General features: G+C 58.0%; 22 protein-coding genes. 8 read left to right on the plus strand and 14 right to left on the minus strand.

The window, feature by feature from the left end:
* The first annotated feature begins 346 nt into the window (after positions 1-346).
* Together ctaD and C8N45_RS13485 are read left to right on the plus strand one after the other, a co-directional pair.
* Entirely contained in the window at positions 347-2,005 is a 1,659-nt protein-coding gene (gene ctaD / locus C8N45_RS13480) for a cytochrome c oxidase subunit I (RefSeq protein WP_108386785.1), read from the plus strand.
* Positions 2,006-2,098: 93 nt separating this feature from the next.
* Positions 2,099-2,590 (plus strand): DUF2244 domain-containing protein, encoded by a 492-nt coding sequence (locus C8N45_RS13485; RefSeq protein WP_108386786.1) that lies wholly within the window; start codon positions 2,099-2,101, stop codon positions 2,588-2,590.
* An 18-nt stretch (positions 2,591-2,608) separates the two neighbouring features.
* Here the strand turns inward: C8N45_RS13485 and C8N45_RS13490 are convergent, their stop codons facing one another.
* Positions 2,609-3,070 (minus strand): GatB/YqeY domain-containing protein, encoded by a 462-nt coding sequence (locus C8N45_RS13490; protein ID WP_108386787.1) that lies wholly within the window; start codon positions 3,068-3,070, stop codon positions 2,609-2,611.
* 138 nt (positions 3,071-3,208) lie between these two features.
* On the opposite strand from C8N45_RS13490, the gene carA reads away from it, so the two are divergent.
* Together carA and C8N45_RS13500 are read left to right on the plus strand one after the other, a co-directional pair.
* Entirely contained in the window at positions 3,209-4,363 is a 1,155-nt protein-coding gene (gene carA, locus C8N45_RS13495) for a glutamine-hydrolyzing carbamoyl-phosphate synthase small subunit (protein ID WP_108386788.1), read from the plus strand.
* 148 nt (positions 4,364-4,511) lie between these two features.
* The gene (locus C8N45_RS13500; protein WP_168769481.1) at positions 4,512-6,341 is read left to right on the plus strand and encodes a glycosyltransferase family 2 protein; all 1,830 of its coding nucleotides are present in this window, start codon (positions 4,512-4,514) and stop codon (positions 6,339-6,341) included.
* On the opposite strand, the gene C8N45_RS13505 is transcribed toward C8N45_RS13500, so the two are convergent.
* Positions 6,295-6,948, minus strand: a complete 654-nt coding sequence (locus tag C8N45_RS13505; protein WP_108386790.1) for a GntR family transcriptional regulator — start codon at positions 6,946-6,948, stop codon at positions 6,295-6,297. The genes C8N45_RS13500 and C8N45_RS13505 overlap by 47 nt on opposite strands.
* Before the next feature lie 91 nt (positions 6,949-7,039).
* Here C8N45_RS13505 and C8N45_RS13510 point away from each other — a divergent pair, with 91 nt between their 5' ends.
* The gene (locus C8N45_RS13510; protein WP_108386791.1) at positions 7,040-7,687 is read left to right on the plus strand and encodes a pyrimidine 5'-nucleotidase; all 648 of its coding nucleotides are present in this window, start codon (positions 7,040-7,042) and stop codon (positions 7,685-7,687) included.
* Between the two features lie 39 nt (positions 7,688-7,726).
* The gene (locus C8N45_RS13515) at positions 7,727-8,911 is read left to right on the plus strand and encodes a UbiH/UbiF family hydroxylase (RefSeq protein ID WP_108386792.1); all 1,185 of its coding nucleotides are present in this window, start codon (positions 7,727-7,729) and stop codon (positions 8,909-8,911) included.
* On the opposite strand, the gene C8N45_RS13520 is transcribed toward C8N45_RS13515, so the two are convergent.
* The 4 genes from C8N45_RS13520 to C8N45_RS13535 form a co-directional block, all read right to left on the minus strand.
* Positions 8,908-10,044, minus strand: coding sequence for an aminotransferase class V-fold PLP-dependent enzyme (locus C8N45_RS13520; RefSeq protein ID WP_108386793.1), 1,137 nt, complete (start codon positions 10,042-10,044; stop codon positions 8,908-8,910). The two genes, C8N45_RS13515 and C8N45_RS13520, sit on opposite strands and share 4 nt — an antisense overlap.
* A gap of 73 nt (positions 10,045-10,117) precedes the next feature.
* Entirely contained in the window at positions 10,118-10,840 is a 723-nt protein-coding gene (locus C8N45_RS13525) for a GGDEF domain-containing protein (protein WP_168769482.1), read from the minus strand.
* A gap of 67 nt (positions 10,841-10,907) precedes the next feature.
* Positions 10,908-11,360, minus strand: coding sequence for an Lrp/AsnC family transcriptional regulator (locus C8N45_RS13530; RefSeq protein ID WP_108386795.1), 453 nt, complete (start codon positions 11,358-11,360; stop codon positions 10,908-10,910).
* The gene (locus tag C8N45_RS13535) at positions 11,357-11,812 is read right to left on the minus strand and encodes an Lrp/AsnC family transcriptional regulator (RefSeq protein WP_108386796.1); all 456 of its coding nucleotides are present in this window, start codon (positions 11,810-11,812) and stop codon (positions 11,357-11,359) included. Before C8N45_RS13535 ends, C8N45_RS13530 begins: the two co-directional genes overlap by 4 nt.
* 133 nt (positions 11,813-11,945) lie before the next feature.
* Between C8N45_RS13535 and ilvC the strand changes: the two genes are divergently transcribed.
* Positions 11,946-12,968 (plus strand): ketol-acid reductoisomerase, encoded by a 1,023-nt coding sequence (gene ilvC, locus C8N45_RS13540; protein WP_108386797.1) that lies wholly within the window; start codon positions 11,946-11,948, stop codon positions 12,966-12,968.
* 96 nt (positions 12,969-13,064) lie between these two features.
* A complete protein-coding gene (locus C8N45_RS13545) occupies positions 13,065-13,967 on the plus strand; it encodes a DMT family transporter (protein WP_108386798.1) in 903 nt (300 codons plus the stop codon).
* Here C8N45_RS13545 and glmM read toward each other — a convergent pair.
* The 8 genes from glmM to C8N45_RS13585 form a co-directional block, all read right to left on the minus strand.
* A complete protein-coding gene (gene glmM / locus C8N45_RS13550; RefSeq protein WP_108386799.1) occupies positions 13,964-15,304 on the minus strand; it encodes a phosphoglucosamine mutase in 1,341 nt (446 codons plus the stop codon). The two genes, C8N45_RS13545 and glmM, sit on opposite strands and share 4 nt — an antisense overlap.
* On the minus strand, positions 15,301-16,311 hold the full coding sequence (folP, locus tag C8N45_RS13555; protein WP_108386800.1) for a dihydropteroate synthase: 1,011 nt from the start codon (positions 16,309-16,311) through the stop codon (positions 15,301-15,303). Before folP ends, glmM begins: the two co-directional genes overlap by 4 nt.
* A complete protein-coding gene (locus C8N45_RS13560) occupies positions 16,308-17,225 on the minus strand; it encodes a dihydroneopterin aldolase (RefSeq protein ID WP_108386801.1) in 918 nt (305 codons plus the stop codon). The genes folP and C8N45_RS13560 overlap by 4 nt, the downstream gene beginning before the upstream one ends.
* 69 nt (positions 17,226-17,294) lie before the next feature.
* Positions 17,295-17,957, minus strand: a complete 663-nt coding sequence (locus C8N45_RS13565) for a cell wall hydrolase (RefSeq protein WP_108386943.1) — start codon at positions 17,955-17,957, stop codon at positions 17,295-17,297.
* Between the two features lie 198 nt (positions 17,958-18,155).
* The gene (locus C8N45_RS13570) at positions 18,156-20,678 is read right to left on the minus strand and encodes a putative PEP-binding protein (protein ID WP_108386944.1); all 2,523 of its coding nucleotides are present in this window, start codon (positions 20,676-20,678) and stop codon (positions 18,156-18,158) included.
* A gap of 105 nt (positions 20,679-20,783) precedes the next feature.
* Entirely contained in the window at positions 20,784-22,907 is a 2,124-nt protein-coding gene (gene glyS / locus C8N45_RS13575) for a glycine--tRNA ligase subunit beta (protein WP_108386802.1), read from the minus strand.
* Positions 22,907-23,431, minus strand: a complete 525-nt coding sequence (locus C8N45_RS13580; RefSeq protein WP_108386803.1) for a DUF6446 family protein — start codon at positions 23,429-23,431, stop codon at positions 22,907-22,909. Before C8N45_RS13580 ends, glyS begins: the two co-directional genes overlap by 1 nt.
* Positions 23,431-24,351 carry a glycine--tRNA ligase subunit alpha gene (locus C8N45_RS13585; protein WP_108386804.1) on the minus strand — a complete coding sequence of 307 codons (921 nt, stop codon included), beginning with the start codon at positions 24,349-24,351 and terminating at the stop codon, positions 23,431-23,433. The genes C8N45_RS13580 and C8N45_RS13585 overlap by 1 nt, the downstream gene beginning before the upstream one ends.
* Between the last annotated feature and the right edge of the window lie 103 nt (positions 24,352-24,454).

A 24,454-nucleotide genomic window follows, 5' to 3' on the forward strand; every position in this document is an offset into this window, starting at 1 on the left:
CTTTCTCATCGTCCACTCCTCAGTGGCTACGATGAGCAACAAACCCTCCCTTAGCAAATACAGCTATTTGGACCCATAGGCGCTGACGTCAGACATTCCAGCGGTCTGCCAGAGACCCGACTGCATTTGTTGTAACAAGCTGCCGATCGTGTTGCCGAATTTGCCCGTTTGCGCCAGCCCCTGCGTTGTTGCGCCGATGAATTCGCCCGGACTGCGCCAATTTAACCCAACATCAATGTCGCATCCATTATTGCTCAAACCGGATCAAGCGATTAGAAGCACAGGAAGCCGGGATTCCGTGAATGCGCGAGTCCCCTAAAGAGTAGCCAACTTGAGGAGTGCCATAATGGCAGATGCAGCCATCCACGGCGACGCGCACGAAGACGAGCGGGGTTTCTTCACCCGCTGGTTCATGTCCACAAACCACAAAGATATCGGGATCCTGTATCTGTTTGTGGCCGGCGCGTTAGGATTTATCTCTGTCGCCTTCACCGTTTACATGCGACTGGAGTTGATGAACCCCGGCGTACAATACATGTGTGCCGAAGGATTCATGGCCGACCCATGTACCCCCAACGGGCACCTGTGGAACGTCCTGATTACCTATCACGGCGTCCTGATGATGTTCTTTGTGGTTATTCCGGCCTTGTTTGGCGGGTTCGGCAACTATTTCATGCCGCTGCAAATCGGCGCGCCGGATATGGCGTTTCCACGGTTGAATAACCTTTCATTCTGGATGTTTGTAGCCGGCGCATCCCTTGGTGTGGCCTCAATGCTTTCACCTGGTGGCAATGGCCAACTGGGGTCCGGCGTTGGCTGGGTACTTTATCCGCCGTTGTCGACATCCGAAGGTGGCATGTCGATGGATCTGGCGATCTTTGCGGTCCACCTGTCCGGCGCGTCGTCCATCCTGGGCGCGATCAATATGATCACCACCTTCCTGAACATGCGTGCACCGGGCATGACCCTGCATAAGGTGCCGTTGTTTGCATGGTCGATCTTTGTGACAGCATGGTTGATCCTGCTGGCCCTGCCCGTTCTTGCCGGCGCGATCACAATGCTGCTGACGGACCGGAACTTCGGCACGACCTTCTTCCAACCTGAAGGTGGCGGCGACCCGATCCTGTACCAGCACATTCTGTGGTTCTTCGGACACCCCGAAGTTTACATCATCATCATTCCCGGCTTTGGTATCATCAGTCATGTCATCGCGACCTTCAGCCGCAAGCCGATCTTTGGCTACCTGCCAATGGTCTATGCGATGGTTGCCATTGGTGTTCTGGGCTTTGTCGTCTGGGCGCACCACATGTATACTGTGGGGATGTCGCTGACGCAGCAGTCCTACTTCATGCTGGCCACAATGGTTATTGCGGTGCCGACAGGGGTGAAAATCTTCTCGTGGATCGCAACGATGTGGGGCGGTTCGGTTGAGTTCAAGACACCCATGCTTTGGGCGTTCGGCTTCCTGTTCCTGTTCACTGTCGGCGGTGTGACGGGGATTGTCCTGTCGCAGGCCGGTGTCGACCGGGTCTACCATGACACATACTATGTGGTCGCACACTTCCACTATGTCATGTCACTGGGCGCGGTCTTCTCGATCTTTGCGGGTATCTACTTCTACCTGCCCAAGATGTCAGGCAAGATGTATCCCGAGTGGGCCGGCAAAGTGCACTTCTGGACAATGTTCATCGGTGCAAACCTGACATTCTTCCCACAGCACTTCCTGGGTCGTCAGGGCATGCCACGTCGCTACATCGACTATCCAGAAGCATTCGCCTATTGGAACTACGTCTCAAGCTGGGGTGCCTTCCTGTCGTTTGCTTCATTCGTGTTCTTTCTCGGTGTCCTCTTCTGGACCCTGACCAAAGGCAAGCGCGTGACAGAAAACAACCCCTGGAACGAATATGCAGATACGCTGGAATGGACGCTGCCCAGCCCGCCGCCAGAGCATACGTTCGAAACGCTGCCCAAGCAGTCTGACTGGGACAAACAGCCAGCGCATTGAGTGGACTGGCAAGATTGGAAAGGCCCTCGCATCGCGGGGGCCTTTTTCGTTTCTGGCATTTGCCATCAGCGTAACATGACATAGATAGCGATCATGCCTTACGAATGGACCCAAGAACCGCCGCACGACAAATCCCACTGGCAACTTTGCCTGTGGCCCTACCGGTCATTATTACGCAAGGACTTTGTCCTGTTCATGGGCGCGACCGCACTGATCATTGCGCTGCCGCTCATCACGCTTGTCGGAACGATCATTCTTTGGGCGCTGTTGCCGTTCTTTGCGCTGATGTTCTGGGGGCTCTGGACCGCACTGAACATCAGTTATCGACGTGGCGAGGTACTGGAGGAATTGACCGTGGATGACACGACGGCCCATCTGACCCGGCACAATCCCAAAGGCCCTTTACAGGAGTGGGAGGCAAACCGCTATTGGGTGACAGTGCACCTGCACCCCAAGGGCGGGCCGGTTGAAAACTATCTGACCCTGCGCGGCGGCGACCGCGAGGTCGAGTTGGGGGCATTCCTTGACGCTGCTGAAAGGCTGACGCTCTATGACGACCTGAGGCGTGCGCTCAGGGCGGACTGACCAGAAATAACGGTCTGCTCAGCCCAGCCTGTCTTTGACCATCGGGCCCGCTTTGCCAAAGTCCATTTGTCCGGTGAACTTGGCCTTCAAGACACCCATGACCTTGCCCATATCGCGAATGCTTTGCGCGCCGACCTCGGCGATTGCCGCATCAACAGCAGCCTCGGCCTCGTCTTCGTTCAACTGCTTGGGCAGGAATTCCTCGATCACCTTGATCTCGAACAGCTCTTTTTCTGCCAACTCAAGGCGGCCGGCCTCTTCGTAAGCGCGCGCGCTTTCCTGACGCTGCTTGACCATACGGCCCATGATCGCCAGCACTTCAGGGTCGCCAACGCCGGTTGTGTCCTCTCCCGATCCACGCAGGGAGATGTCCTTGTCCTTTATCGCCGCATTGATAAGGCGCAATGTTGACAAACGGTCCGCTTCTTTCGACTTCATCGCTTGTTTCAGGGCAGCGTTGACCCGTTCGCGCATGTCCATGACATATTCCCTGCATGATCCGTAAAACCAGCCGCCAGTCTACCCTGCGCACCCTTATTTGCAAGGGGACAATATCAGCTTGACCCAGCATCACTGCCCCCTTAAACCCTGCTCAATTTGACCGGATGGAGTGATCTCATGACGCAAAAACCAACCGCCTGTCTGGCACTGGCGAATGGCACGATCTTCTACGGCATGGGGTTCGGCGCAACCGGGGAAACAACGGCAGAACTTTGCTTCAACACCGCTATGACCGGCTATCAGGAGATCATGACAGACCCGTCCTATGCCGGCCAGGTCGTCACATTTACCTTCCCGCACATCGGCAACACCGGTGTAAACCCCGATGACGACGAAACCGCCGATCCGGTTGCTGCGGGCATGATCGTGAAATGGGACCCGACGCACGCATCCAGCTGGCGCGCCACAGAGGAACTGACTGGCTGGCTGGCGAAACGTGGCCGCATCGGTATGGGGGGCGTTGACACACGGCGGCTGACCCGCGCGATCCGGCAACAAGGTGCGCCCCATGTAGCGCTGGCCCACAACCCCGATGGGATCTTTGATATCGAGGCATTGGTCCGGAAAGCCCGCGCCTTTGAAGGGCTTGAGGGGCTTGACCTTGCCAAGGACGTGACCTGTGCGCAGTCCTACAACTGGAACGAAATGCGGTGGGCCTGGCCCGAAGGTTACAAGCCGCAAACCGACGCCCGCCACAAGGTCGTCGCCATTGATTTCGGGGCCAAGCGCAATATCCTGCGGTGTCTTGCCAGTGCCGGCTGTGATGTCACAGTGCTGCCCGCCACTGCAACTGGCGAAGAGGTCATGGCCCTTAATCCTGACGGCGTATTTCTATCGAACGGTCCGGGCGACCCGGCCGCAACCGGCGCCTATGCGGTCCCGATGATCAAGCAGGTGCTGTCGCATGACATCCCCGTGTTTGGCATCTGCCTTGGCCACCAGATACTTGCGCTGGCGCTTGGGGCCAAGACGGTCAAGATGAACCACGGCCACCACGGCGCCAACCATCCAGTTAAGGATATGGAAACGGGTAAGGTCGAAATCACATCAATGAATCACGGGTTCACAGTAGATGGCCAAAGCCTGCCTGTTGGCGTCAAGGAAACCCATGTGTCCTTGTTCGACGGAAGCAATTGCGGCATCCGATTGGCTGATCGCCCTGTTTTTTCGGTGCAATATCACCCCGAAGCCAGCCCCGGACCACAAGACAGCTACTATCTTTTTGAACGGTTTTCTCAAGCGATGCAGGAATCGACCACAACCAATAATTGATAATCGTTCTTAATCCTTCATTAACCTCGGTAACGCATCCTTAACCTCGAAAGATCGGGGTAAAATGCTACGTTTTGACGTCCATAATCAACGACTTAATGAACGAATCTTATCTGACGACGGCCTTAGTGCCCTTAGTCAGGGGTTGGTGCAGAGCCTCCTGATCACACATGTCGAAGCCACTGAGGCAGAGACATTGAGCCAGAAGCGAAACCTGCCTGTTCAAGACGTTCTGATCCGCCGCTTTGGCGTCTCGCAACTCTCTGTGGCGCGAACACATGCGACATACGCAGGCGCGCAAATCGTCAACCCTGTAACGGCCCCCCCTGATATGAGCCTTGTGTTCATATACGGCATCGCTAATTGTCTGGAAAACGGGATCTTGCCGTGGCGACATATCGGTGGCGCAACCATCATCCTGACATCACATCCCGAAAAATTCGAAACGCAGCGACCCGCCCTTCAGGCGCGTTTTGGCCGCATCCGCATGGCGATCACAACCGAAGAACAACTCGCACGCTGTATCAGCTATCTGTCAGGCGGGACACTCGTCAAAACAGCCGAGACAACAGTCCCTTCATTGGAAAGCTGCCGAAACTGGAACGCGCGCCGCGCAATGTTCGCAGGTGTTGCGGTCTTGGGCACGATCGCTCTGCTGGGCTACCTCGCGCCCATTGGCCTGCTGGCGGCACTGACGGTTTGGGCGGCCGTCACGCTTTTCTTTGGCACAGCACTCAAGGCGGTCGCAGCAGTTGTCAGTTGCCGTACCGCACAGGAGTCGTCGCAAGTGGCCGTGCCGGTCCGCATGCCGGTCATCACCATGCTGGTCCCGCTCTACAAGGAAACCGCAATCGCAGAGCATTTGCTGAGGCGCCTCAAGGCGCTCGACTATCCGCGCGAGTTGCTGGATGTCTGTTTGGTGCTGGAAGAAAGCGACGTGACAACGCGCGCTACCTTGGGGCGGACAGTCTTGCCCACTTGGATGCGGCCGGTTGTTGTCCCCAAGGGCACAATCAAGACAAAGCCACGCGCCTTGAACTACGCCCTGAATTTTGCTCACGGATCGATCATCGGGATTTGGGATGCCGAAGACGCGCCTAACCCCGACCAGCTTAGCGAAGTCGCGATTGCCTTTGCCAATTCGGGGTCCGAAGTGGCCTGTTTGCAGGGCACATTGGACTATTACAACAGCAGCGCGAATTGGCTAACCCGCTGCTTTTCGCTCGAATATGCAAGCTGGTTCCGTATCATGCTGCCCGGTCTTGAAAAACTGGGGCTGGTCGTTCCCTTGGGCGGGACCACACTGTTCTTCCGCCGTGACGCGCTGGAAAACCTCGGTGGATGGGATGCACATAACGTCACTGAAGATGCGGACCTTGGCGTGCGGCTTTGTCGGCACGGCTATCGCACCCGGCTGATTCATACCGTCACTGAAGAAGAAGCAAACGGGCGCGCGTGGCCATGGGTCAAGCAACGGTCGCGCTGGCTCAAGGGCTATGCGATCACATATGGCGTGCATATGCGTGACCCAAGCAAACTATGGCAGGATCTGGGACCAAAGCGCTTCTTGGGCGTGCAACTGCTTTTCCTCGGTACTTTGTCGCAATTTGTACTGGCACCGGTCCTATGGTCGTTCTGGCTGCCAGTGCTCGGAGTTGCGCACCCCCTCGCCCCATTCATGCATCCGGTGTTGTTCTGGACATTGGTGGCGCTGTTTATCACCTCGGAACTTGTGGGGCTTGCGATGGCAGCGTTGGGCGCACACAAGGCTGACAAGATGTGGCTGCTGAAATGGGCACCAACGCTACAGTTCTACTTTCCGCTGGCCGCGATTGCCGCCTACAAGGGACTGTTCGAATTGGCGTCGCGTCCGTTTTACTGGGACAAGACCGCGCATGGTGTCTTGCTCCCCAAAGAGTGGGAAACCAAGGCTACTCCGCCGCTTCAACCGCTTGTGCGTCCAGCTTTAGCCGAGTGACAAACGCCTTCGAGATATGATCCCGTAACGCCTTGTCCGCGCGATCACCGTCGCCGGCCTCAATCGCTTCGACGATCAGCGCATGTTCTTCCAGCGTGCCCTCGGTCCGGCCTTCGGCGGCAAGGGATGTGGTGGCAAGCAACGCCATCGAGCGATGCACAAGGTCAAGTTGCTGAACCAGAAAACGGTTATGTGATGCAAGGTGGATTTGCTTGTGAAACCTGCGATTGGCCCGGCTCAACGCATTTGGATCGCCCACAAGCGCGCGGTCTTCTTCCAGCATATCACGCAGCACCTTGACCTCTTCGGGTGCGGCGTGGCGGGCCGCAAGCCGCGCGGCAAGCCCTTCAAGTTCGCCCCGCACAACATATAGTTCGGACAATTGCGAGTGATCAAGCGATGCGACAATCAGCGAGCGCCCATCGCGGGTCAGCAGCGATTGGGTTTCAAGCCGCTGCAAAGCTTCACGAATTGGCGTGCGTGACACGCCGAAACGCTCTGCCAACTCGCTTTCCACTAACCGGTCGCCCGGTTTGTAGACGTGGCTGTCTATCGCCTCGAGGATAAGAGTATAGGCATCTTTGTGCGGGTTCCGCGGATCGTGCATCGCTATTCAACCTTTTCCGTTATCCTATGCTTATGCGCGTCAGGGACGCAAATCAATTGCGCGGCGCAGGGCCCGCGCATAATGTGCCGCCATGATTGCCAAGCATTTTTCACATATCAACACATGGGTGTTTGATCTCGACAATACGCTCTACCCGCCATCTGCGGCGCTGTTTGACCTGATGGATGCCCGCTTTTCGGCCTATGTCGCACGGCTGACGGGACTGGACGAACAGGCCGCACTGCGGCTTTGCGGCGAATATTGGGATACATACGGGTCAACGCTTGTGGGGCTGATCGCGCATCACGATGTCGACCCGCATCATTTTCTGGCCGATGTGCATGATATCGACATTTCACATCTGGAAGAAAATCCGCTGTTGACCCAAGCGGTCAACGCCCTGCCCGGCCGCAAAATCGTCTTTACGAACGGGTCAGAGAACCACGCAAAACGGGTTCTTGCGGCCCGCAGGCTGACCCGCAGTTTTGATGCGGTTTACGGCGTGGAACATGCAGAATTCAAACCAAAACCATCCCATGATGCGTTTACGGCAGTCTTTACCAAGGACGGGCTTGTGCCCGCTTCGGCCGCCATGTTCGAGGATGAGGCGCGCAACCTTGCCGTTCCGCATGCGCTGGGGATGCGTACAGTGCATGTGCATCCTGTCGCAGCGCCCCATGATCACATCCATCATCACACGGACGATCTGGCGGATTTCTTGTCGCAGGTGGTGCGCTGACCCTTTCCCACCTGCCACCGGCGGCATATGTCTAGCCCCATGAAACGCAAAAACACTGATATCGTCATATCGGGCGGCGGAATTGCCGGGCTGACGGCAGCAGCCGCATTTGGAACCGCTGGGTTTGACGTCGTAGTCATTGACCCCGCTCCGCCAGTCACCAACATCGACGATGCAGGCGCAGACCTGCGCACAACCGCCTTTTTACAGCCAGCGCAACGCCTGCTTGAGGATGCCGGCCTGTGGGACAGGCTGGCACCTTTCGCCACTCCGCTGGATGTCATGCGGATCGTTGATGCCGCCGCCGAACCGCCGGTTGTCCGCGATTTTGATGCAGCCGATATCTCTGACCAGCCGTTTGGCTGGAATCTACCAAATTGGCTGTTGCGCCGCGAAATGGTGGACCGCTTGGCCGAGCTTGACCGCGTTGAATTTCGGCCCGGCGTTGGCTTTTCCGCCATGGTTCCCCGTCTCAATGAAACACTGGTGACGCTCAGCGATGATGCAAGCCTGCGCGCGAAACTGGTGATTGGTGCAGACGGCAGGCATTCTGCCGTGCGACAGGCGGCCGGTATTGATACAAAGACCACGCGCTACGGTCAAAAGGCCGTGGTCTTTGCCGTAACCCACGACGCGCCACACGATAATGTTTCGACCGAAATTCACCGTGCGGGCGGTCCTTTCACACTGGTTCCATTGCCTGACTACGACGGCAGTCCCTGTTCAGCCGTTGTCTGGATGGATGCCGGTCCGGAAATACATCGCTTGGCGGAGTTGCCTGCAGAGGCGTTCGAAAGTGCCGCGAACGATCGGTCGGCCTGGCGTTATGGGCCACTGAAACTTGCCACCCGGCGGACGGTTTGGCCGATCATTTCGCAGACCGCCGCGCGCCTGACCGCGCCGCGCACAGCGCTGATGGCCGAAGCCGCGCATGTGATGCCCCCGATTGGGGCGCAAGGGCTGAACATGTCGCTCAAGGACCTTGCCTGCCTGCTTGACCTTGCCGCAACACATGACCTTGGCAGCCCACAGATGCTGGATGCCTACGCGCGCAAACGCCACCCCGATATCAAGCTGCGGGTGGCGGGGATTGACGCGCTCAATCGCGCATCAATCATGGGCAATCCCGCCTTGCAGACACTACGCGCCAAAGGCATCGAGGCGCTGTATGGCGTCAAGCCCGTACGCCAGACCCTGATGGAAATGGGACTGGGTGCCCGCTAGAGCACCTCGTCCAGAACCGGCACCAGCCGCGCCAATGTGGCATCGACATCATAAAGTTTGTCCAGACCAAACAATCCCAGACGGAAGGTGCGGAAATCCGCAGGCTCATCACACTGCAGTGGGACACCTGCTGCAATCTGCATCCCCCTTGCTGCAAACTTTGATCCGTTTTGCACGTTCGGATCATCGGTGTAGCTGACCACAACACCCGGTGCACCAAAGCCATCAGCGGCCACTGACCGAATGCCCTTTTCTTTCAGCAGTTTGCGCACCGCATTACCCAACGCCCATTGCGCATCCTTGAGCTTGTCAAAACCGTAAGCGCGGGTTTCAAGCATTGTGTCCCGGAACGCGCGCAGCCCATCGGTTGGCATCGTTGCGTGATAGGCATGCCCACCATTTTCATAGGCCTGCATGATGCTGTGCCATTTCTTGAGATCAACTGTGAATGAATCCGAACTTGTGTCGGCCATCCGGTCAACGGCGCGTTGAGACATCATGACAAGACCAGCTGACGGGGTCGAAGACCAGCCCTTTTGTGGGGCGGATATCAACACATCGACGCCGGTTGCCTTCATATCAACCCATGCGCAGCCCGAGGCGATGCAATCCAATACCATCAGCGCACCGACCTCATGGGCCGCCGCCGCGAGGGCCACCAAATAATCGTCCGGCAGGATGATACCTGCGGACGTTTCCACATGCGGCGCAAACACCACGTCTGGCTTCGCCTCTTTGATCGCGGCAACAACATCGTCGATAGGGGCTGGTGCAAACGGCGCGCGCGTGTCGTTGCCCGCCTGCCGCGCCTTTATCACTGTCGTTTTCGCGGTGAAGTTGCCCGCATCGAAAATCTGGGTCCAGCGAAAGGAAAACCAGCCATTACGCACGATGAATGCATGTGCGTCCTTGCCAAACTGGCGGGCAACCGCCTCCATCCCGTAAGTGCCACCACCGGGTACAAGGGCAACATGATCAGCGTTATAGACCTCTTTCAGCATGCCTGAAATGTCGGTCATCACCGCCTGAAATGACTTTGACATATGGTTCAGCGAACGGTCGGTAAAGACGACGGAAAACTCCATCAATCCATCGGGGTCAACATCGTGTTTGATGTCCGTGATAGCCGTCATTTTGGGTCCTTTCGATCAGACCCGCACAATATGACGGCAGCCCGCATCAAGGCAAAGGAAAATTTGCCCGCTGTCAGGCGGCCCGGACTCTTCCGGCCGACATGACCACCATGTTCCGCCCACTCTCTTTGGCATGATAAAGTGCGGCATCCGCCCGCTGGATCGACTGCTCTATGTCTTCTGTCACCTTTTTTTGCGCCGCGCCGATAGAGACTGTCACACTCAGCATTTCACCGCGATATTCGATTGCCTGTTCTGCGATCTTCTTGCGCATACGCTCGGCAACTTCGAGCCCTTCAGCTTCGCTGCGACCAGACAGGAAGATCAGAAACCCCTCTCCTCCGAAACGGCACAACATGTCCTTGTCCCGGGTCGATTCGCGCAAGACCTGTGCAGCCCTGCGGATCACCTCGTCCCCGAAGAAATGGCCATGCTGGTCATTGACCCGTTTGAAGTGATCAATATCCACCATCAGCGATATCCCCGATGCCACAGGCTCAGCTTCCATCGTCTTGAAGAAATAGTCGCGCGTCCCGACGTCTGTCAGCCGATCGCGATTGACGAGCCGTTGCAGTTCTATCGAGAGCTCAATATTTTTCCTGACCTGTGCCCAAATGAAAACGCAAAAAGGAAATGCAGTGATTGTCGCGATAATAGGGGTTAACTGCATCGCCACGCCCACTGCGTGGTCAGGGTAAACAAAGTAGGCGATTGTCTGTGCCACGGCGGTGGCGGCAATAGTCGTCAGTGTTGCCGCAATAAAGACCCCTGACCAACTGCCCAGCCACCTTGTCATCTGCAAATCCCAAAACCTACGGGACGTTGTTATTGCAAAAAACCTTCGAAAGAATGAATCCAGCATGTCAAATTGGCCCCGGTCTACGCTCTTCCGACAATAGCACGTTCGCCTCGACATCCCCAACTCCGGGCAGTGTCATGATGCGACGGCGCAGGACACGTTCAAAATCAGCCAGATCGCGGGCAATAACCCTGAGCCGATAGTCATATAGCCCCAGCACATGCTCGACCCGCTGCACTTCGGGAATTGCGCCGACGGCACGCTCGAAATCTTCCAGACTGACACGGCCCTTTGTGGCCAGTTTTACACCCAGAAACACGGTAACACCCAAGCCCAGTTTTTGCGGATCCAGCAGCAGCCTGCGACCGGCAATCACGCCTTCATCCTGCAACCGACGAATCCGGCGCCATGTCGCGGGCTGGCTCAACCCGAGCTTTTTGCCCAACTGGGCCGTTGACTGATCGGCATTCGCCAAAAGCGCCCCCAAAATCGCCCTGTCCAGATCATCCAGCTTCATAGCGGCAACCCGTCGTCTGCCTTGACAGTTGCCACGGTCATAAGCGCTTCGATATCGGCAATGTGCGGCAGCGTCAGCACATCGTCGCGGTAAATGCGCTGATAGTCTGTCAGGTCGCGTGCAACCAAAGACAGTCGCACGTCCACGCGGCCCAGAAATGTCTGGATTTCAATCACCTCGGGCACTTGTCGTGCCGCCGCAAGAAATTCATCGAAGGCGCGTGCGACGGTCTTGTCAAGCGTGATGCGCAAGCTGACCGCAACCGCATAGCCAAGTCTGGACCAGTCGATCACAACCTGACTGCCCAAAAGGACGCGGTCCTCGCGCAACCGGTCAAGGCGTCGCGCGACCCGCGCGGGCGTCAGGCCGGCGGCCTGCGCCAATTCGGGCACGCCCTGCGCAGGATCGGTTTGTAGCAAGCGCAAAAGGCGGCGATCCAGATCATCAAGCATAATTTTTCGTATATTTCAGATTATGACGCATAACAATTGCAAATAAACCCAATATTTTCATCAATCGGCACTCTCATTACGTCATTGCCTCGTCTAAAACGCCTTCAACGAAACCAAACAAAGGACCGGCAACATGCGCGTTTATTATGATCGTGATTGCGATGTGAATCTGATCAAGGACAAGAAAGTGGCCATTCTGGGCTACGGCAGCCAAGGGCACGCCCACGCACTGAACCTGCGTGACAGTGGTGCCAAGAACCTTGTAGTCGCGCTGCGCGAAGGGTCACCAAGCCAGGCCAAAGCCGAAGGCGAAGGACTTAAGGTCATGGGTATCGCCGAAGCTGCGGCATGGTGCGACCTGATCATGTTCACAATGCCCGATGAATTGCAGGCCGAAACTTACAAGAAATACGTGCATGACAACCTGCGCCCGGGCTCTGCAATGGCCTTTGCGCACGGACTGAATGTGCATTTTGGCCTGATCGAACCCAAAGACGGCGTTGACGTGATCATGATGGCGCCCAAGGGCCCCGGTCACACTGTGCGCGGCGAATATACCAAAGGTGGCGGTGTCCCTTGCCTTGTGGCTGTTGATCGCGATGCTTCGGGCAAGGCGATGGAAATCGGTCTGTCCTATTGCTCTGCCATCGGTGGCGGTCGGTCCGGGATCATCGAAACCAACTTCCGTCAGGAATGCGAAACCGATCTGTTCGGTGAACAGGCTGTTCTGTGCGGCGGGATTGTCGAACTGATCCGTATGGGCTTTGAGACACTGGTCGAAGCTGGCTACGAGCCTGAGATGGCGTACTTCGAGTGTCTGCACGAAACCAAGCTGATCGTTGACCTGATTTATGAAGGCGGGATCGCCAACATGAACTACTCGATCTCGAACACGGCTGAATATGGCGAATATGTCAGCGGACCGCGCATCCTGCCATACGCCGAGACAAAGCAGCGCATGAAGGACGTGCTGACCGACATCCAGACCGGCAAGTTCGTGCGTGATTTCATGCAGGAAAACGCTGTTGGCCAGCCTTACTTCAAGGCCACACGCCGTATCAACGACGAACACCAGATCGAACAGGTTGGCGAAAAGTTGCGCGCGATGATGCCCTGGATCTCAGAAGGCAAGATGGTCGACAAAGCGAAGAACTGATCAAGACCGTAAGATGGGTCTTGACCCATCCCTCTTGAAAGGGCGCGCGCGAAAGCGGGCGCCCTTTTCGATCCTTCTCCCGATCAAAGCAATTCAATGGCCACGCATCCAACCCTGTCCAACTGGCTCTCCATTGTCGCGCTTGGCGTGATCTGGGGCGGCACATTCATGGTCGTCTCAATTGCGTTGCGCGGCTACGGTCCGCTGACGGTCGCCTGCGCCCGAACGACGTTGGGCGCAACAGCGCTGCTGTTGCTCATGCGTGTCATGGGTCGGCCTTGGCCAAAGATGTCACCCCGCCTGATCCGCTATCTGTTGGTCATCGGCCTGACCAATACCGCCCTGCCCTTTGCGCTGCTCAGTTGGGGGCAACAGTTTGTACCTTCCGCCTTTGCAGGCATTTCGATGGCGGCATTGCCCTTGTTCGTGCTGCCATTGGCACATTTCTTCACGGATGAAAAAATGCATCTGCGCAGCATGGTTGGGGTCCTGACCGGCTTTTGCGGTGCACTTGTCCTCATTGGACCCGGCGTGATGCGCATTGGCACCGGGATGGAGCCTTTGGGCCAACTCGCCTGCGTCGCCGCATCTGTGTGCTATGCGATATCCAGCATTCTGACGCGCAGATGCCCGCCAATTGACTCAATCACCATGGCGGCATTCTTGCTTGTGATTGGGTCCATCGCGCTGATCCCCGCCATGCTGTGGATCGAGGGTGTGCCACAATTGTCTGATCCGCTCAGCATGGGCGCGATCCTGTTCCTGGGGTTTGTGCCCACGGCCCTTGCTGCGTTGCTGCGCGTCTTTACGATCCGATCAGCCGGGGCTGTCTTCATGACGCTGGTGAACTATCAGGTCCCGCTTTGGGCCATGTTCTTTGGCAGCCTCATCCTGTTAGAGCAGTTGCCCCTGCGCTTTTTCGTGGCCTTGATGCTCATATTGACGGGTCTCGCGATCAGCCAGTGGGGCAGCCTCAAACGCCTGTTTGGCGCAGGCTAGACCGCCGCCTCGACTTCGGCAATGATCCCATCGACAACATGTTGCAACAGGCTGTCATCCTCGCACTCTGCCATCACACGAATCAAAGGTTCTGTCCCCGATTTGCGGATCAGCAAGCGGCCCTGACCGACCAGTTTTGTCTCAGCGTCAGCTATCACTTTCCTGACATTCTCAGCCTCCAAAGGGGCCTGACCAGCAGCATAGCGTACATTTTTCAACATTTGCGGTACAGTTTCGAAACTTTTTGATAGCGCACTGGCCGGTTGTCCTGTTTCAACCATGGCCGCCAGAAACTGCAGGCCAGCCAACAGCCCATCGCCGGTTGTTGCATAGTCCGTCATGACAATATGACCGGACTGTTCGCCGCCCAGATTCCACCCGTTGGCGCGCATCGCCTCAACCACATAGCGATCGCCCACCGCGGTCCGCTCAAGCCGCAGGCCGCGCCCGTCCAGATATCGCTCCAGCCCAAGGTTCGACATAACCGTGGCGACCAGCGTACCGCCGTTCAAACGGTCCTGATCTGCCCAACGGGCCGCCATCAGGGCCATGATCTGATCGCCGTCAGCAACTTGTCCCCTTTCATCGAGGATCATCACACGGTCAGCATCGCCATCCAGACAAATGCCCACATCCGCGCCCTGCTCCCGAATTGTCTGCGCGGCCAGTTCGGTGCTGGTCGACCCACAACCGTCATTGATATTGACCCCGTTCGGACTGACACCCACAGGAATGACCGTCGCACCCAATTCCCACAAAACCTCGGGTGCGACGCGATATGCTGCGCCGTTTGCACAGTCAATCACAACCCGCAAACCATCCAGACGACCTGCGGGGAATGTTGCTTTGACCCGCTCTGCATAGCGGAACCGGCCATCATCAATCCGTTTGGCCCGACCGATATTCTGCGCCTGCGCCGGTTCGATATCGCTGGCGATCAGCGCCTCGATATCCGCTTCGGCCTGATCGGACAGTTTGAAACCGTCAGGGCCAAAGAACTTGATCCCGTTGTCGTGATGCGGATTGTGGCTGGCGGAAATCATGATCCCCACATCCGCGCGCATCGATGTCGTCAGCAGGCCGACCGCAGGCGTAGGCACAGGCCCCAGCAACAGCACGTTCATCCCCGTGCTCGTCAGCCCGGCGGTCAGCGCATTTTCAAACATATACCCAGACAGCCGGGTATCCTTGCCGATGACGACACGGTGTACATTTGACCCGTCGCGCCGGAAATAACGACCCGCCGCAGCCCCGATTTTCAGCGCCAAATCGGCAGTCATCGGATAGCTGTTGGCCTTGCCACGCACCCCGTCGGTGCCAAATAGCTTGCGCGTCATGGTTGCTCTACCCCGTGTATTGCCAGTTCCAGATCGAACGCCTGTCTGGTTTCAAAAGTATCGTGAACGCGGGTGATATGCACCCCTTGTCGCAGCCCGTGCAAGGCCACCGCAACAGACCCCGCAACGCGGTCCGTGGCGCAGCGCCCGCCGCCAATGGACCCGATAAAGCGTTTGCGTGACGCCCCCAGAAGGATCGGACAGCCAAGCGCGTGAAACAACGACAGCCCGCGCAAGAGTTGCAGATTATGGGCGATGGTCTTGCCAAAGCCGATACCGGGATCAACGATGATCCGGTCACGCGCAATGCCAGCGTCCTCTGCCGCGGCGATCCGCTCGGCAAGATAATCATAGACATCCAGCAAGACATTGTCGTAACGCGGATCGTCCTGCATAGTCGCCGGATCACCTTGCGCGTGCATCAGGCAAATCGGTGCGTCGAATTGCGCCGCGACCTCTGCGATCATCGGATCAAACGACATCGCGGCCACGTCATTGATCATCTGTGCGCCTGCATCGCACGCTGCTGTCGCAACGGCCGCCTTACGCGTATCAATCGAGATCAGGACATCGGATTGCTTGGAAATGGCCGCGATGATAGGTTGCGTCCGCGCAATTTCGTCGGCAACGGGCACTTCGGCAGCGCCTGGGCGCGTGCTTTCCCCGCCAATATCGATGATATCAGCCCCCTGTTCAACCATGGCTAAGGCCCGCGAAACGGCAGCGCCGGCATCGTTGAACTGCCCCCCGTCAGAAAAACTGTCAGGCGTCACGTTCAGGATGCCCATGATGCGAGGCAGGTTCATCGCCAGACCGCCCAAAGGCGCACGCGGCGCGGTCAGCCGGGCCACGATGGTATCGGGTATCTGGCTGGGGGCGCATTCCGCCACACCGTCGCGGCTGTGCACCAGCGCCCGTTCAAACCACCAAGGGCCGTCACCCAAAGGCAGGCCACGCGTAGACACAGGGCCACCGCATTTCACAATTGGCTGGTAATATTTGGTCATAGCGTTGCGCGCGCCGCATCGTGCTTTCGCGCAGGGATGTCCGTCTCCGGCACGTCATCGCCAATGACCAAAAGTTCTTCTGCGCTGATTTCCTCGGCGAACCAAGCGGCCAGCGAAACCGCGTCGCGCCGATTGGCAGAGGGACGATCGACAGCATCCAGCACGATCTTGGACGGGGCCCAGACGCAAATCTGGCCGTTCTTCATCGCCCAATCAAGTTCGGTCCGGGTGCTGACCACCTTGCAGCGGTGATCGCGTGCGGCAAGCGCCCATGCGTTCTGTTCAATCGCCAAAAGGTCGATCCTGCGCTGTGCAAGCGGGTGCCCGACCTGTGGGGCTGCAACGTCACTGGCACCGACACAAAAAATCACCGGCGCAGCAAGCGCCGTGACCTGATCGATCCAGCCGGTCAGCAGGTCCGATGCGATGGCTTCATTTGAAAGATAAACAACCCTTGGATGCGGCGCTGCCACATGCTCCTGCCCCGCCAGATCAACACCGTCTCGTGACCGCACAATTTCAACACCCAGCGCGAATGGGCCACGATCCAGCTTTTCGATCCGCACAAAGACCCGCTCTGCCTGCGGTTCAAGCAAGATACGTTCAGCCACGCGTGCGGCAAGCGTTTCCAGCAGGTTCAGACGCTCTGCCTCAAGCTCGATCCCGATCGCTTCGGTCACTTTGTCATAAGACAGGATCCGGTCGACATCATCATCAATGGGCCCGGTGAGAGGCAACACCTCGACCACCACATTGAACCTGACACGCTGCAAGGTCCCACGCTCCAGCTGGAACGCGCCAATCTCTACCTCGACCGTGTAGTCGCGCAACGAAATCCGGTCGCAAGGGGTGCGGCTGCTGGCCTCTGCCCGTTCACTGGGATGGGCAAAGGCGAGGCGAATATCATCACTCATCGGACGGTCCCGCTTGTTAACTGCCATTAACCGATACAGCGGGGTCAGGGCCGGAGCAACCCGCCCCGATTAGTTCGATGCGGTGCGGACTGGCTTGCGGTAGAAGTAATGTGATCCGATTGCAGCGGTCCGAGGATAGACGCGCGCCCAGTTTGGGTTGACCGCACGTGTATGATAGTGCGTCGCACCGCCCGTCAGGTCGCGTGAGGATCCATCAATGAGCATACGCGCAACTTTGCCGACACGTTCCCACGCACGCGGCTCGGCGATCGTTTCGGCCAGCCCATCGCATGTGTATGTGAACTGGCAGGCGTATTTGCGGCCCGTGCCCTGATTGATCACACTGCAAAGCGTATCGGGAAACAGTTTGCTGTCGACACGGTTCAGGATGACTTCGCCAACGGCAAAGATACCGCGCACGGACTCGCCACGCGCTTCGAAATACAAAGCCTCGGCCAGACATTCCCATTGCGCACCGCCCGTTGCCTGCGGCTGCGCAGACAGGAATTCACGGTCATAAACCACGCCGCTGCGCGTCGCCAAGCCACGCTCTTCGGCGGGTGGCAGGCTGGTCAAAGCAGCCATTCTTGCGTCAGGTACGATGGCCACAGCTTGGCGTTCCTGTCCCAAAAGCGCACCCAAACGGCTGGCCAGAATGTTATCGGCAGTTGCGGCAGAGCCAAAACAAACAACCACAGCCGCAGCGCATGCGGCGCGTAAAATATTCAACATCATCATCTCTATTCCCACCCAGGAAACAGCGCGGAAATGCCCCGCACGAACGCCGCTCCAATAGGGCAAAGCAACGCAAAGGTCTACCCCAAGCGCCGCACTGTCCCCGTGCGGGCAACGGAGTCAGGCAAAAACGGCATCATTGTCGCGCATTTTGCTTATCACTGCCGCAAAAATGACACAAATGATGCTATCGCGTCAACTTTTGATTCGGTCGCGCAAGGCAAGCTGCGCTGCAGTCAGTCGCGCGACAGGCACCCGGAAGGGTGAACAAGAGACATAGTCAAACTTGTGCTCGCGACAAAATGCGATGGCAGCGCGGCTACCCGCATGTTCCCCGCAAACGGCCAGAATGACGTCAGAGCGCCCGGCCCGGCCACGGGCGGCACCAAGCGCAATCAACTCCCCCACACCTTCGATATCCAGCGTGTGGAACGGATCTTCGGGATAGACGCCTTGCTGCACATAGGATGACATGAACCGGCCTGCGTCGTCGCGGGACAGCCCATAGGTCATTTGCGTCAGGTCATTGGTGCCAAATGACAGAAACTCGGAATGCTCGGCGATGTCTTGCGCCCGCAAAGCGGCCCGCGGCGTTTCCACCATGACGCCCAGCTTGTAGGCGAACCGCATTCTTGTCTGCGCCATCACCGCATTGGCCACAGCATCCACCCGCGCGCGCACCAATTCGACTTCCCGCATGGCACTGACCAGCGGGATCATGATCTCTACCGTGATTTCAATGCCCTTGCGGCGCACGGCTGCGGTGGCTTCAAAAATCGCACGGGCCTGCATGTCATAAATTTCGGGAATTGCGATCCCCAAACGGACACCGCGCATGCCCAGCATCGGGTTATATTCGCTGAGCGCGTCAACACGTTCAGTCACTTCCGGCAACGGCAGGGCCATCTGTTCGGCGAGGTCACGCAAACCTTGCTTGTCCGACGGCAGAAACTCGTGCAGCGGCGGATCAAACAGGCGCACGCAGACCGACTGCCCTTGCATTATCTCAAACAGAGCTTGAAAGTCAGCGCGTTGCATCGGCAAGAGACGGTCAAGAACCGCACGGCGGTCCGCGCCTTCCTCGGCAAAGATCATCTCGCGCATGACACCAAGCCGATCACCTTCAAAGAACATATGCTCTGTGCGGCAAAGTCCGATGCCCTCGGCGGCAAAGTTACGGGCGGTCTGGGCATCAGCGGGCGTATCGGCATTCGCCCGCACGCCGATGTCGCGTACATCGTCTGCCCACTCAAGCAATGTCTGGAAGGACGTATCAAGTGCGGCTTCCTGCATCGCAGGTTCACCAGCCAATATCTGCCCAGTGGTACCATCCACCGTGATCACATCGCCAACCGAAAATTTTCGCCCGTCAGGTGCAATGATCTGTCGCTTCTTGCGGTCAATCGTCAGATCAGAAGCCCCCACGACGCACGGCACCCCGATGCCGCGCCCAATGACGGCGGCATGGCTGGTGACACCCCCGCGCATCGTCAGAACGGCCTGTGCCGCGTGCATGCCGCGAATATCCTCTGGCGTCGTCTCTCGGCGGACAAGGACGCAAGGCTCGTCACGGGCCGCGCTGGCTTGCGCCTCTGCGGCCGTCAGCACGATCTTTCCGGCTGCCGCCCCCGGACTCGCGGCAATTCCGCGCACAATCAGGTCACGGCTGGCTTCGGGGTCGACCTGCCGGTGCAGCAATTCGGAAAGGGCAGAGGGCTGGATGCGCAGCACAGCCTCCTCGCGCGGAATGATCCCATCCTGCGCCAGCGAGACCGCAATACGCACCGCCGCACGCGAAGACCGCTGGATGCGCACGGCGTCAAGAATATGCAGCCCATCCCAATCAATGGCGAATTCGACCTGCATTTCTTCGCGCAGGCGGCGGCGGCAGACATCGCCGTAAGCAAGCAGATTTTCAAAGACATCCGGCAACAGCTCCGCAAGTGCGGGGCCGCGGTCATCCTCGGTCAGATAGATGGCGCGCGCTTTATTGCTGAGCGCCTCGCGCCCCTGACTCTGGCTCATGTAGCGACCGGTCACTTGCGGCTGCCCGGTGGTGCTGCTGACGTATTGGATCACCCCAGAGCCGCATTCGCCGGCCCCGACGCCCAGCGCCATTGCCTGCACAACAAGGCCGAGGCCTGCATCCTTCGGCGCCCCTTTCGCCTCGCGCAGCAGACGGGCAGTCGTGCCATCCCATGCGCGGGCCATCGACCGCAGGGTTTCCACCAGCTGTCGGCCCGGGTCCTGTGGGAATGGCTCGTCGGTCTCCAGCTCGTAAGCCTTCAGCATCGCACGCAGACTTTGCGCGTCGGCCTCTTGGGGCATGTGAAATTCGTCGGGGTCCAGTCGGGCCACATGGACGGCATAGGCCTGCACGAACCGCAGATACAGCACGGTCGCGGCCCATTCGCCCATTTCCCCGACCATCTGGGCATGACGCGCATCGTTCATGCCAATGTTCAGAATGGCACTTGGCCCGCCCCAATCCGGGTCCTGGCTAGAGGGGCGCACAGAAAGCAGTGGCTGGTCGCCGAAAGGCGCCATCAATGTCTTGCAGTCGGGCAGGATACCCTTGGCAATTTCGCGCACCGCATCGAATGACAGGGCCACGGTCGTGGGCACAGGCATGTCCAGCCGGATCAACCGTTGCAGACATTTCGCCCGCCCGCCGTGCACAGATGCATGCATCCGCGCCGTGGGTGTGATCAGGGTCATCGGTTGGTATATTGTCTGTTGCTGCACTGCGGCGTCACCTATCGCTGTTGGTGCAGCATAGGACAGAAACGCCTAACCTGTACACAAAACTTTACAGTTTTCTGTCTAGCCTTCGATTTTCGTCAAATCGGCGACAGACAGGCATATATTTCTGATCCGTGACAACAGGTTAAGCCGGTTCCGGCGCAAAATCTCGCTTTCGGCGTTGACTTGCACATCGGTGAAGAATGCATCAATCGGCCCGCGCAGTGCTGCCATTTCAGTCATCGCTGTGCTGAAATCTTCGGCAGCCATCGCCGGTGTGATCTTTGCATCCGCAGCATCAAGGGCGGCAAACAGCGCCTTTTCGGCCTCCACTTCCGCGAATTTGACGTCCGCCCCATAGGAATATTCAACACCGTCCTTCTCCTCGGCCTGCGTGAGGATATTGTTGGCGCGCTTGAACCCCTGCAACAGGTTTTCGCCGTCATCGGTGGCCAATGTCTCAGCCAGAGCCTCTGCCCGTTTCACCAGCAAGGTCAGGTCGTCGTTGCCAGGCATCGCGATGCAGGCATCAATGATATCGTGGCGGATGCCTTTGTCCTTGAGGAACACTTTGAGGCGGTCATGGAAGAAATCTAATAGATGAACAATCGCAACTCTATCATCTAACTCCTTGAGACCCTGATCCTGTTCCCCCCCTGGGCTCTTAGCTTCTTTTGCCCTTCCTATCGCAGGTTCGAACATTGGCAAAAGGCTTGCTTTGACATTGTTCTCCAAGACTAGCCGCACCACACCCAACGCAGCCCTGCGCAGCGCAAACGGGTCTTTGCTCCCCGTCGGCTTCTCGTCAATCGCCCAGAACCCCGTCAGCGTGTCGATCTTGTCGGCCAGTGCGACGGCCACAGAAACCGGCGCTGTTGGTACATCGTCGGATGGGCCGAGCGGTTGCCAGTGTTGCTCGCACGCCTCTGGCACACCGTCATCGTGGCCTGCCGCTTGCGCGTAGTACCGCCCCATAAGTCCTTGTAGTTCTGGAAATTCATAGACCATTTCGGATGCCAGATCGGCCTTGCAGATGCGCGCTGCCTCTGCCGCCAAATCGGGCTTGGCCCCAACATGTGGCGCGATTTCGCGGGCGAGTGCGGCGATCCGTTCGATGCGGTCGGCCTGCGACCCCAGCTTGTTGTGGAACGTCACATCCTTGAGCGGCGCGCCCATCCCTTCCAGTCCCACGGTCCTGACGGTGCGCAGGTCATTTTCCCAAAAGAACTTGGCGTCGGCCAGCCGTGCCGACAGCACCTTTTGGTTGCCCGCAAGGATCGTCGCACCATTGTCAGCCGTTGCCATGTTGGCCACTGTCACAAAACGCTCGATCCGGCCCGTTTTGCCATTGCGCACGGAAAAGAATTTCTGGTGTTCTTTCATCGACGTCTGCAACACCTCTGGCGGCAGGTCGAGAAATTGATCGTCGATCTGCCCCAGCAGGACCACGGGCCATTCAACCAGCCCCGCGACCTCGGCCAGCAGTCCCTTATCCTCAACCACTTCCAGCCCCAGCGCAAAGGCCTGATGGGTGGCGTCATGCCAAATCGCCTCCGCCCGTTCATCCGGGCGCAGGACCACATTGGCGCGCTTTAGCTTCGCCTCGTAATCGTCGAAAGACGTGACAGAAAATGAGTCAGGCGCCAAAAAGCGATGCCCGCGCGTGCTGTTGCCCGATGTGATCCCGTCAATATCGAGTGGGACAACCTGCGCACCGGCATCATCGCTGAGAATACACAGGATGGAATGCAACGGGCGGACCCATTTCAGCGGGCCATCGCCCCAACGCATCGACTTGGGCCAAGGGAAATTACGGACCGTCTTTTCCAGAACCTCTGCGATGATGTCAGCCGCCATCCGCCCCGGTTTTTCGATCACCGCGAAATAGACCTGCCCCTTTTTATCGTCGCGCACGATCAGGTCATCGCGGGCCACACCGGCCCCGCGCAAAAACCCTTCGATCGCCTTGTCGGGCGCGCCTACCTTTGGCCCCTTGCGTTCCTCCTTCACCGCCTGGCTTTCGCCCGTCAGCCCGTTGATGGCCAGCGTCAGGCGGCGCGGCGTGGAATAGGCGGCAGCGCCCGCATAGGTCAGGCCCGCGTCGACCAGACCGTCAGTCACCAGCTTTTGCAGGTCCTCGCTTGCGCGTTTTTGCATCCGCGCAGGGATTTCTTCGGAAAAAAGTTCAATCAGAAGATCAGGCATCAATTCTGGCTTTCGGGTTGGGCTGGGCAGCCTTCAGGGACGGGATCGCCATCAAAGACGACCTCGCCACATTCATTGATCTGGTGCCAGGCATAGGCCCGGCCATCGGGGTAGACGGCAACCAGCCGGTCGATCCCGTAGGTGATGTTTTCGACACCCAGAAATGCGATGGCATCGCCTGTAGTCAGGTCTTCACCGATTTGGGCGGCGTCAAAACAGTCAAACCAGCCCGGGGCAACACGTGGTTCGGCGTCGTCGCGGATAAGATAGGTCTCGGTCAGGGTGGCCTGACTGGTCAGCGTGGTGAAACAGGCGCGATACCGCAACGGGCTGCTGTCCGCGTCGATCCCTTGGAAGTTTTCAAACAGGATCGGTTCAGGCTGGCCTGTAACCAGATTGGTCAGGCGCACATCCTGCGCGTCAGCCTGCACAGCCGTGTAATAGGCGTAGACCTGTTGATAATAGAGCAGTACGCCCGCAGCCAGTGCCAGCATAAGAAGTCCTACAATTGCGATACGGGCCATCAGGCTGCCGCCCCGCCCGCTTCGGTCTGGACGAACGCATCGGCGCAGGCCTTGGCCAAGGCCCGCACCCGCCCGATATAAGCCTGCCGTTCGGTCACGGAAATAACACCGCGTGCGTCCAGCAGGTTAAAGACGTGGGACGCCTTGATACATTGGTCATAGGCAGGGTGCGCCATGATAATTTGCATGTCCATCTTGGGGTCGTGCGCGGGTGTTTCCAGAATACGCTGGCATTCGGCCTCTGCATCTTTGAAATGCTGGAGCAGCACGTCGGTATCAGCCACATCAAAATTCCAGCGGGCGTATTCCTGCTCTGTCTGTTTGAAGATGTCGCCGTATTTCAACGGGATTGGCGCAGCTGGGTCGTTGAAGGGCATGTCCATGACATGATCAACGCCCAGAACATACATCGCGAGCCGTTCCAACCCATAAGTCAGCTCGCCCGAGACTGGCTTGCAGTCATGCCCGCCGACCTGCTGGAAATAGGTGAACTGGCTGACTTCCATGCCGTCGCACCAGACTTCCCAGCCCAAGCCCCAAGCGCCCAGCGTCGGGCTTTCCCAGTCGTCCTCTACAAAGCGGATGTCGTGCATGGTTGCGTCAATGCCGATTGCCTCGAGCGAGCCAAGGTATAGCTCTTGTAAATCCGGCGGGCTGGGTTTGATGAGCACCTGAAACTGGTAGTAATGCTGCAAGCGATTCGGGTTTTCGCCATAGCGCCCGTCGGTCGGGCGGCGTGACGGCTGCACATAGGCGGCGGCCCACGGTTTCATTCCCAGCGCGCGCAGGGTTGTGGCCGGGTGAAAGGTCCCTGCCCCGACCTCCATGTCGTAGGGTTGCAGAATGGCACAACCGCGGCCCGCCCAATAGGTCTGAAGCCTCAGGATGATCTCTTGAAAACTGCGCGGTTTGTCGGCCATTGGAACCCTCATCTTTCGTCTGTGGCTCAATAGGGTGCGCGGGGCAAAGGGTCAATTGGGCAACGTATTGCCACTTATTAACTTCGTTGCTTCACAATTGCGT

The sequence above is a fragment of the Yoonia sediminilitoris genome (assembly GCF_003058085.1).
Lineage (GTDB): Bacteria > Pseudomonadota > Alphaproteobacteria > Rhodobacterales > Rhodobacteraceae > Yoonia > Yoonia sediminilitoris.

Bases quoted from the DNA above. Each gene is read 5' to 3' on its own strand.
- C8N45_RS13530 (WP_108386795.1), bottom strand. From the start codon at position 11,360: ATGAAGCTGGATGATCTGGACAGGGCGATTTTGGGGGCGCTTTTGGCG.
- glyS (WP_108386802.1), bottom strand. From the start codon at position 22,907: ATGCCTGATCTTCTGATTGAACTTTTTTCCGAAGAAATCCCTGCGCGG.
- C8N45_RS13510 (WP_108386791.1), top strand. From the start codon at position 7,040: ATGATTGCCAAGCATTTTTCACATATCAACACATGGGTGTTTGATCTC.
- C8N45_RS13560 (WP_108386801.1), bottom strand. From the start codon at position 17,225: ATGAGTGATGATATTCGCCTCGCCTTTGCCCATCCCAGTGAACGGGCA.
- C8N45_RS13545 (WP_108386798.1), top strand. From the start codon at position 13,065: ATGGCCACGCATCCAACCCTGTCCAACTGGCTCTCCATTGTCGCGCTT.
- C8N45_RS13490 (WP_108386787.1), bottom strand. From the start codon at position 3,070: ATGGACATGCGCGAACGGGTCAACGCTGCCCTGAAACAAGCGATGAAG.
- ilvC (WP_108386797.1), top strand. From the start codon at position 11,946: ATGCGCGTTTATTATGATCGTGATTGCGATGTGAATCTGATCAAGGAC.
- C8N45_RS13525 (WP_168769482.1), bottom strand. From the start codon at position 10,840: ATGACAAGGTGGCTGGGCAGTTGGTCAGGGGTCTTTATTGCGGCAACA.
- C8N45_RS13505 (WP_108386790.1), bottom strand. From the start codon at position 6,948: ATGCACGATCCGCGGAACCCGCACAAAGATGCCTATACTCTTATCCTC.
- C8N45_RS13535 (WP_108386796.1), bottom strand. From the start codon at position 11,812: ATGCTTGATGATCTGGATCGCCGCCTTTTGCGCTTGCTACAAACCGAT.
- C8N45_RS13515 (WP_108386792.1), top strand. From the start codon at position 7,727: ATGAAACGCAAAAACACTGATATCGTCATATCGGGCGGCGGAATTGCC.
- C8N45_RS13520 (WP_108386793.1), bottom strand. From the start codon at position 10,044: ATGACGGCTATCACGGACATCAAACACGATGTTGACCCCGATGGATTG.
- C8N45_RS13580 (WP_108386803.1), bottom strand. From the start codon at position 23,431: ATGGCCCGTATCGCAATTGTAGGACTTCTTATGCTGGCACTGGCTGCG.
- ctaD (WP_108386785.1), top strand. From the start codon at position 347: ATGGCAGATGCAGCCATCCACGGCGACGCGCACGAAGACGAGCGGGGT.
- glmM (WP_108386799.1), bottom strand. From the start codon at position 15,304: ATGACGCGCAAGCTATTTGGCACCGACGGGGTGCGTGGCAAGGCCAAC.
- C8N45_RS13585 (WP_108386804.1), bottom strand. From the start codon at position 24,351: ATGGCCGACAAACCGCGCAGTTTTCAAGAGATCATCCTGAGGCTTCAG.
- C8N45_RS13565 (WP_108386943.1), bottom strand. From the start codon at position 17,957: ATGTTGAATATTTTACGCGCCGCATGCGCTGCGGCTGTGGTTGTTTGT.
- C8N45_RS13485 (WP_108386786.1), top strand. From the start codon at position 2,099: ATGCCTTACGAATGGACCCAAGAACCGCCGCACGACAAATCCCACTGG.
- C8N45_RS13570 (WP_108386944.1), bottom strand. From the start codon at position 20,678: ATGACCCTGATCACACCCACGGCGCGGATGCATGCATCTGTGCACGGC.
- folP (WP_108386800.1), bottom strand. From the start codon at position 16,311: ATGACCAAATATTACCAGCCAATTGTGAAATGCGGTGGCCCTGTGTCT.
- carA (WP_108386788.1), top strand. From the start codon at position 3,209: ATGACGCAAAAACCAACCGCCTGTCTGGCACTGGCGAATGGCACGATC.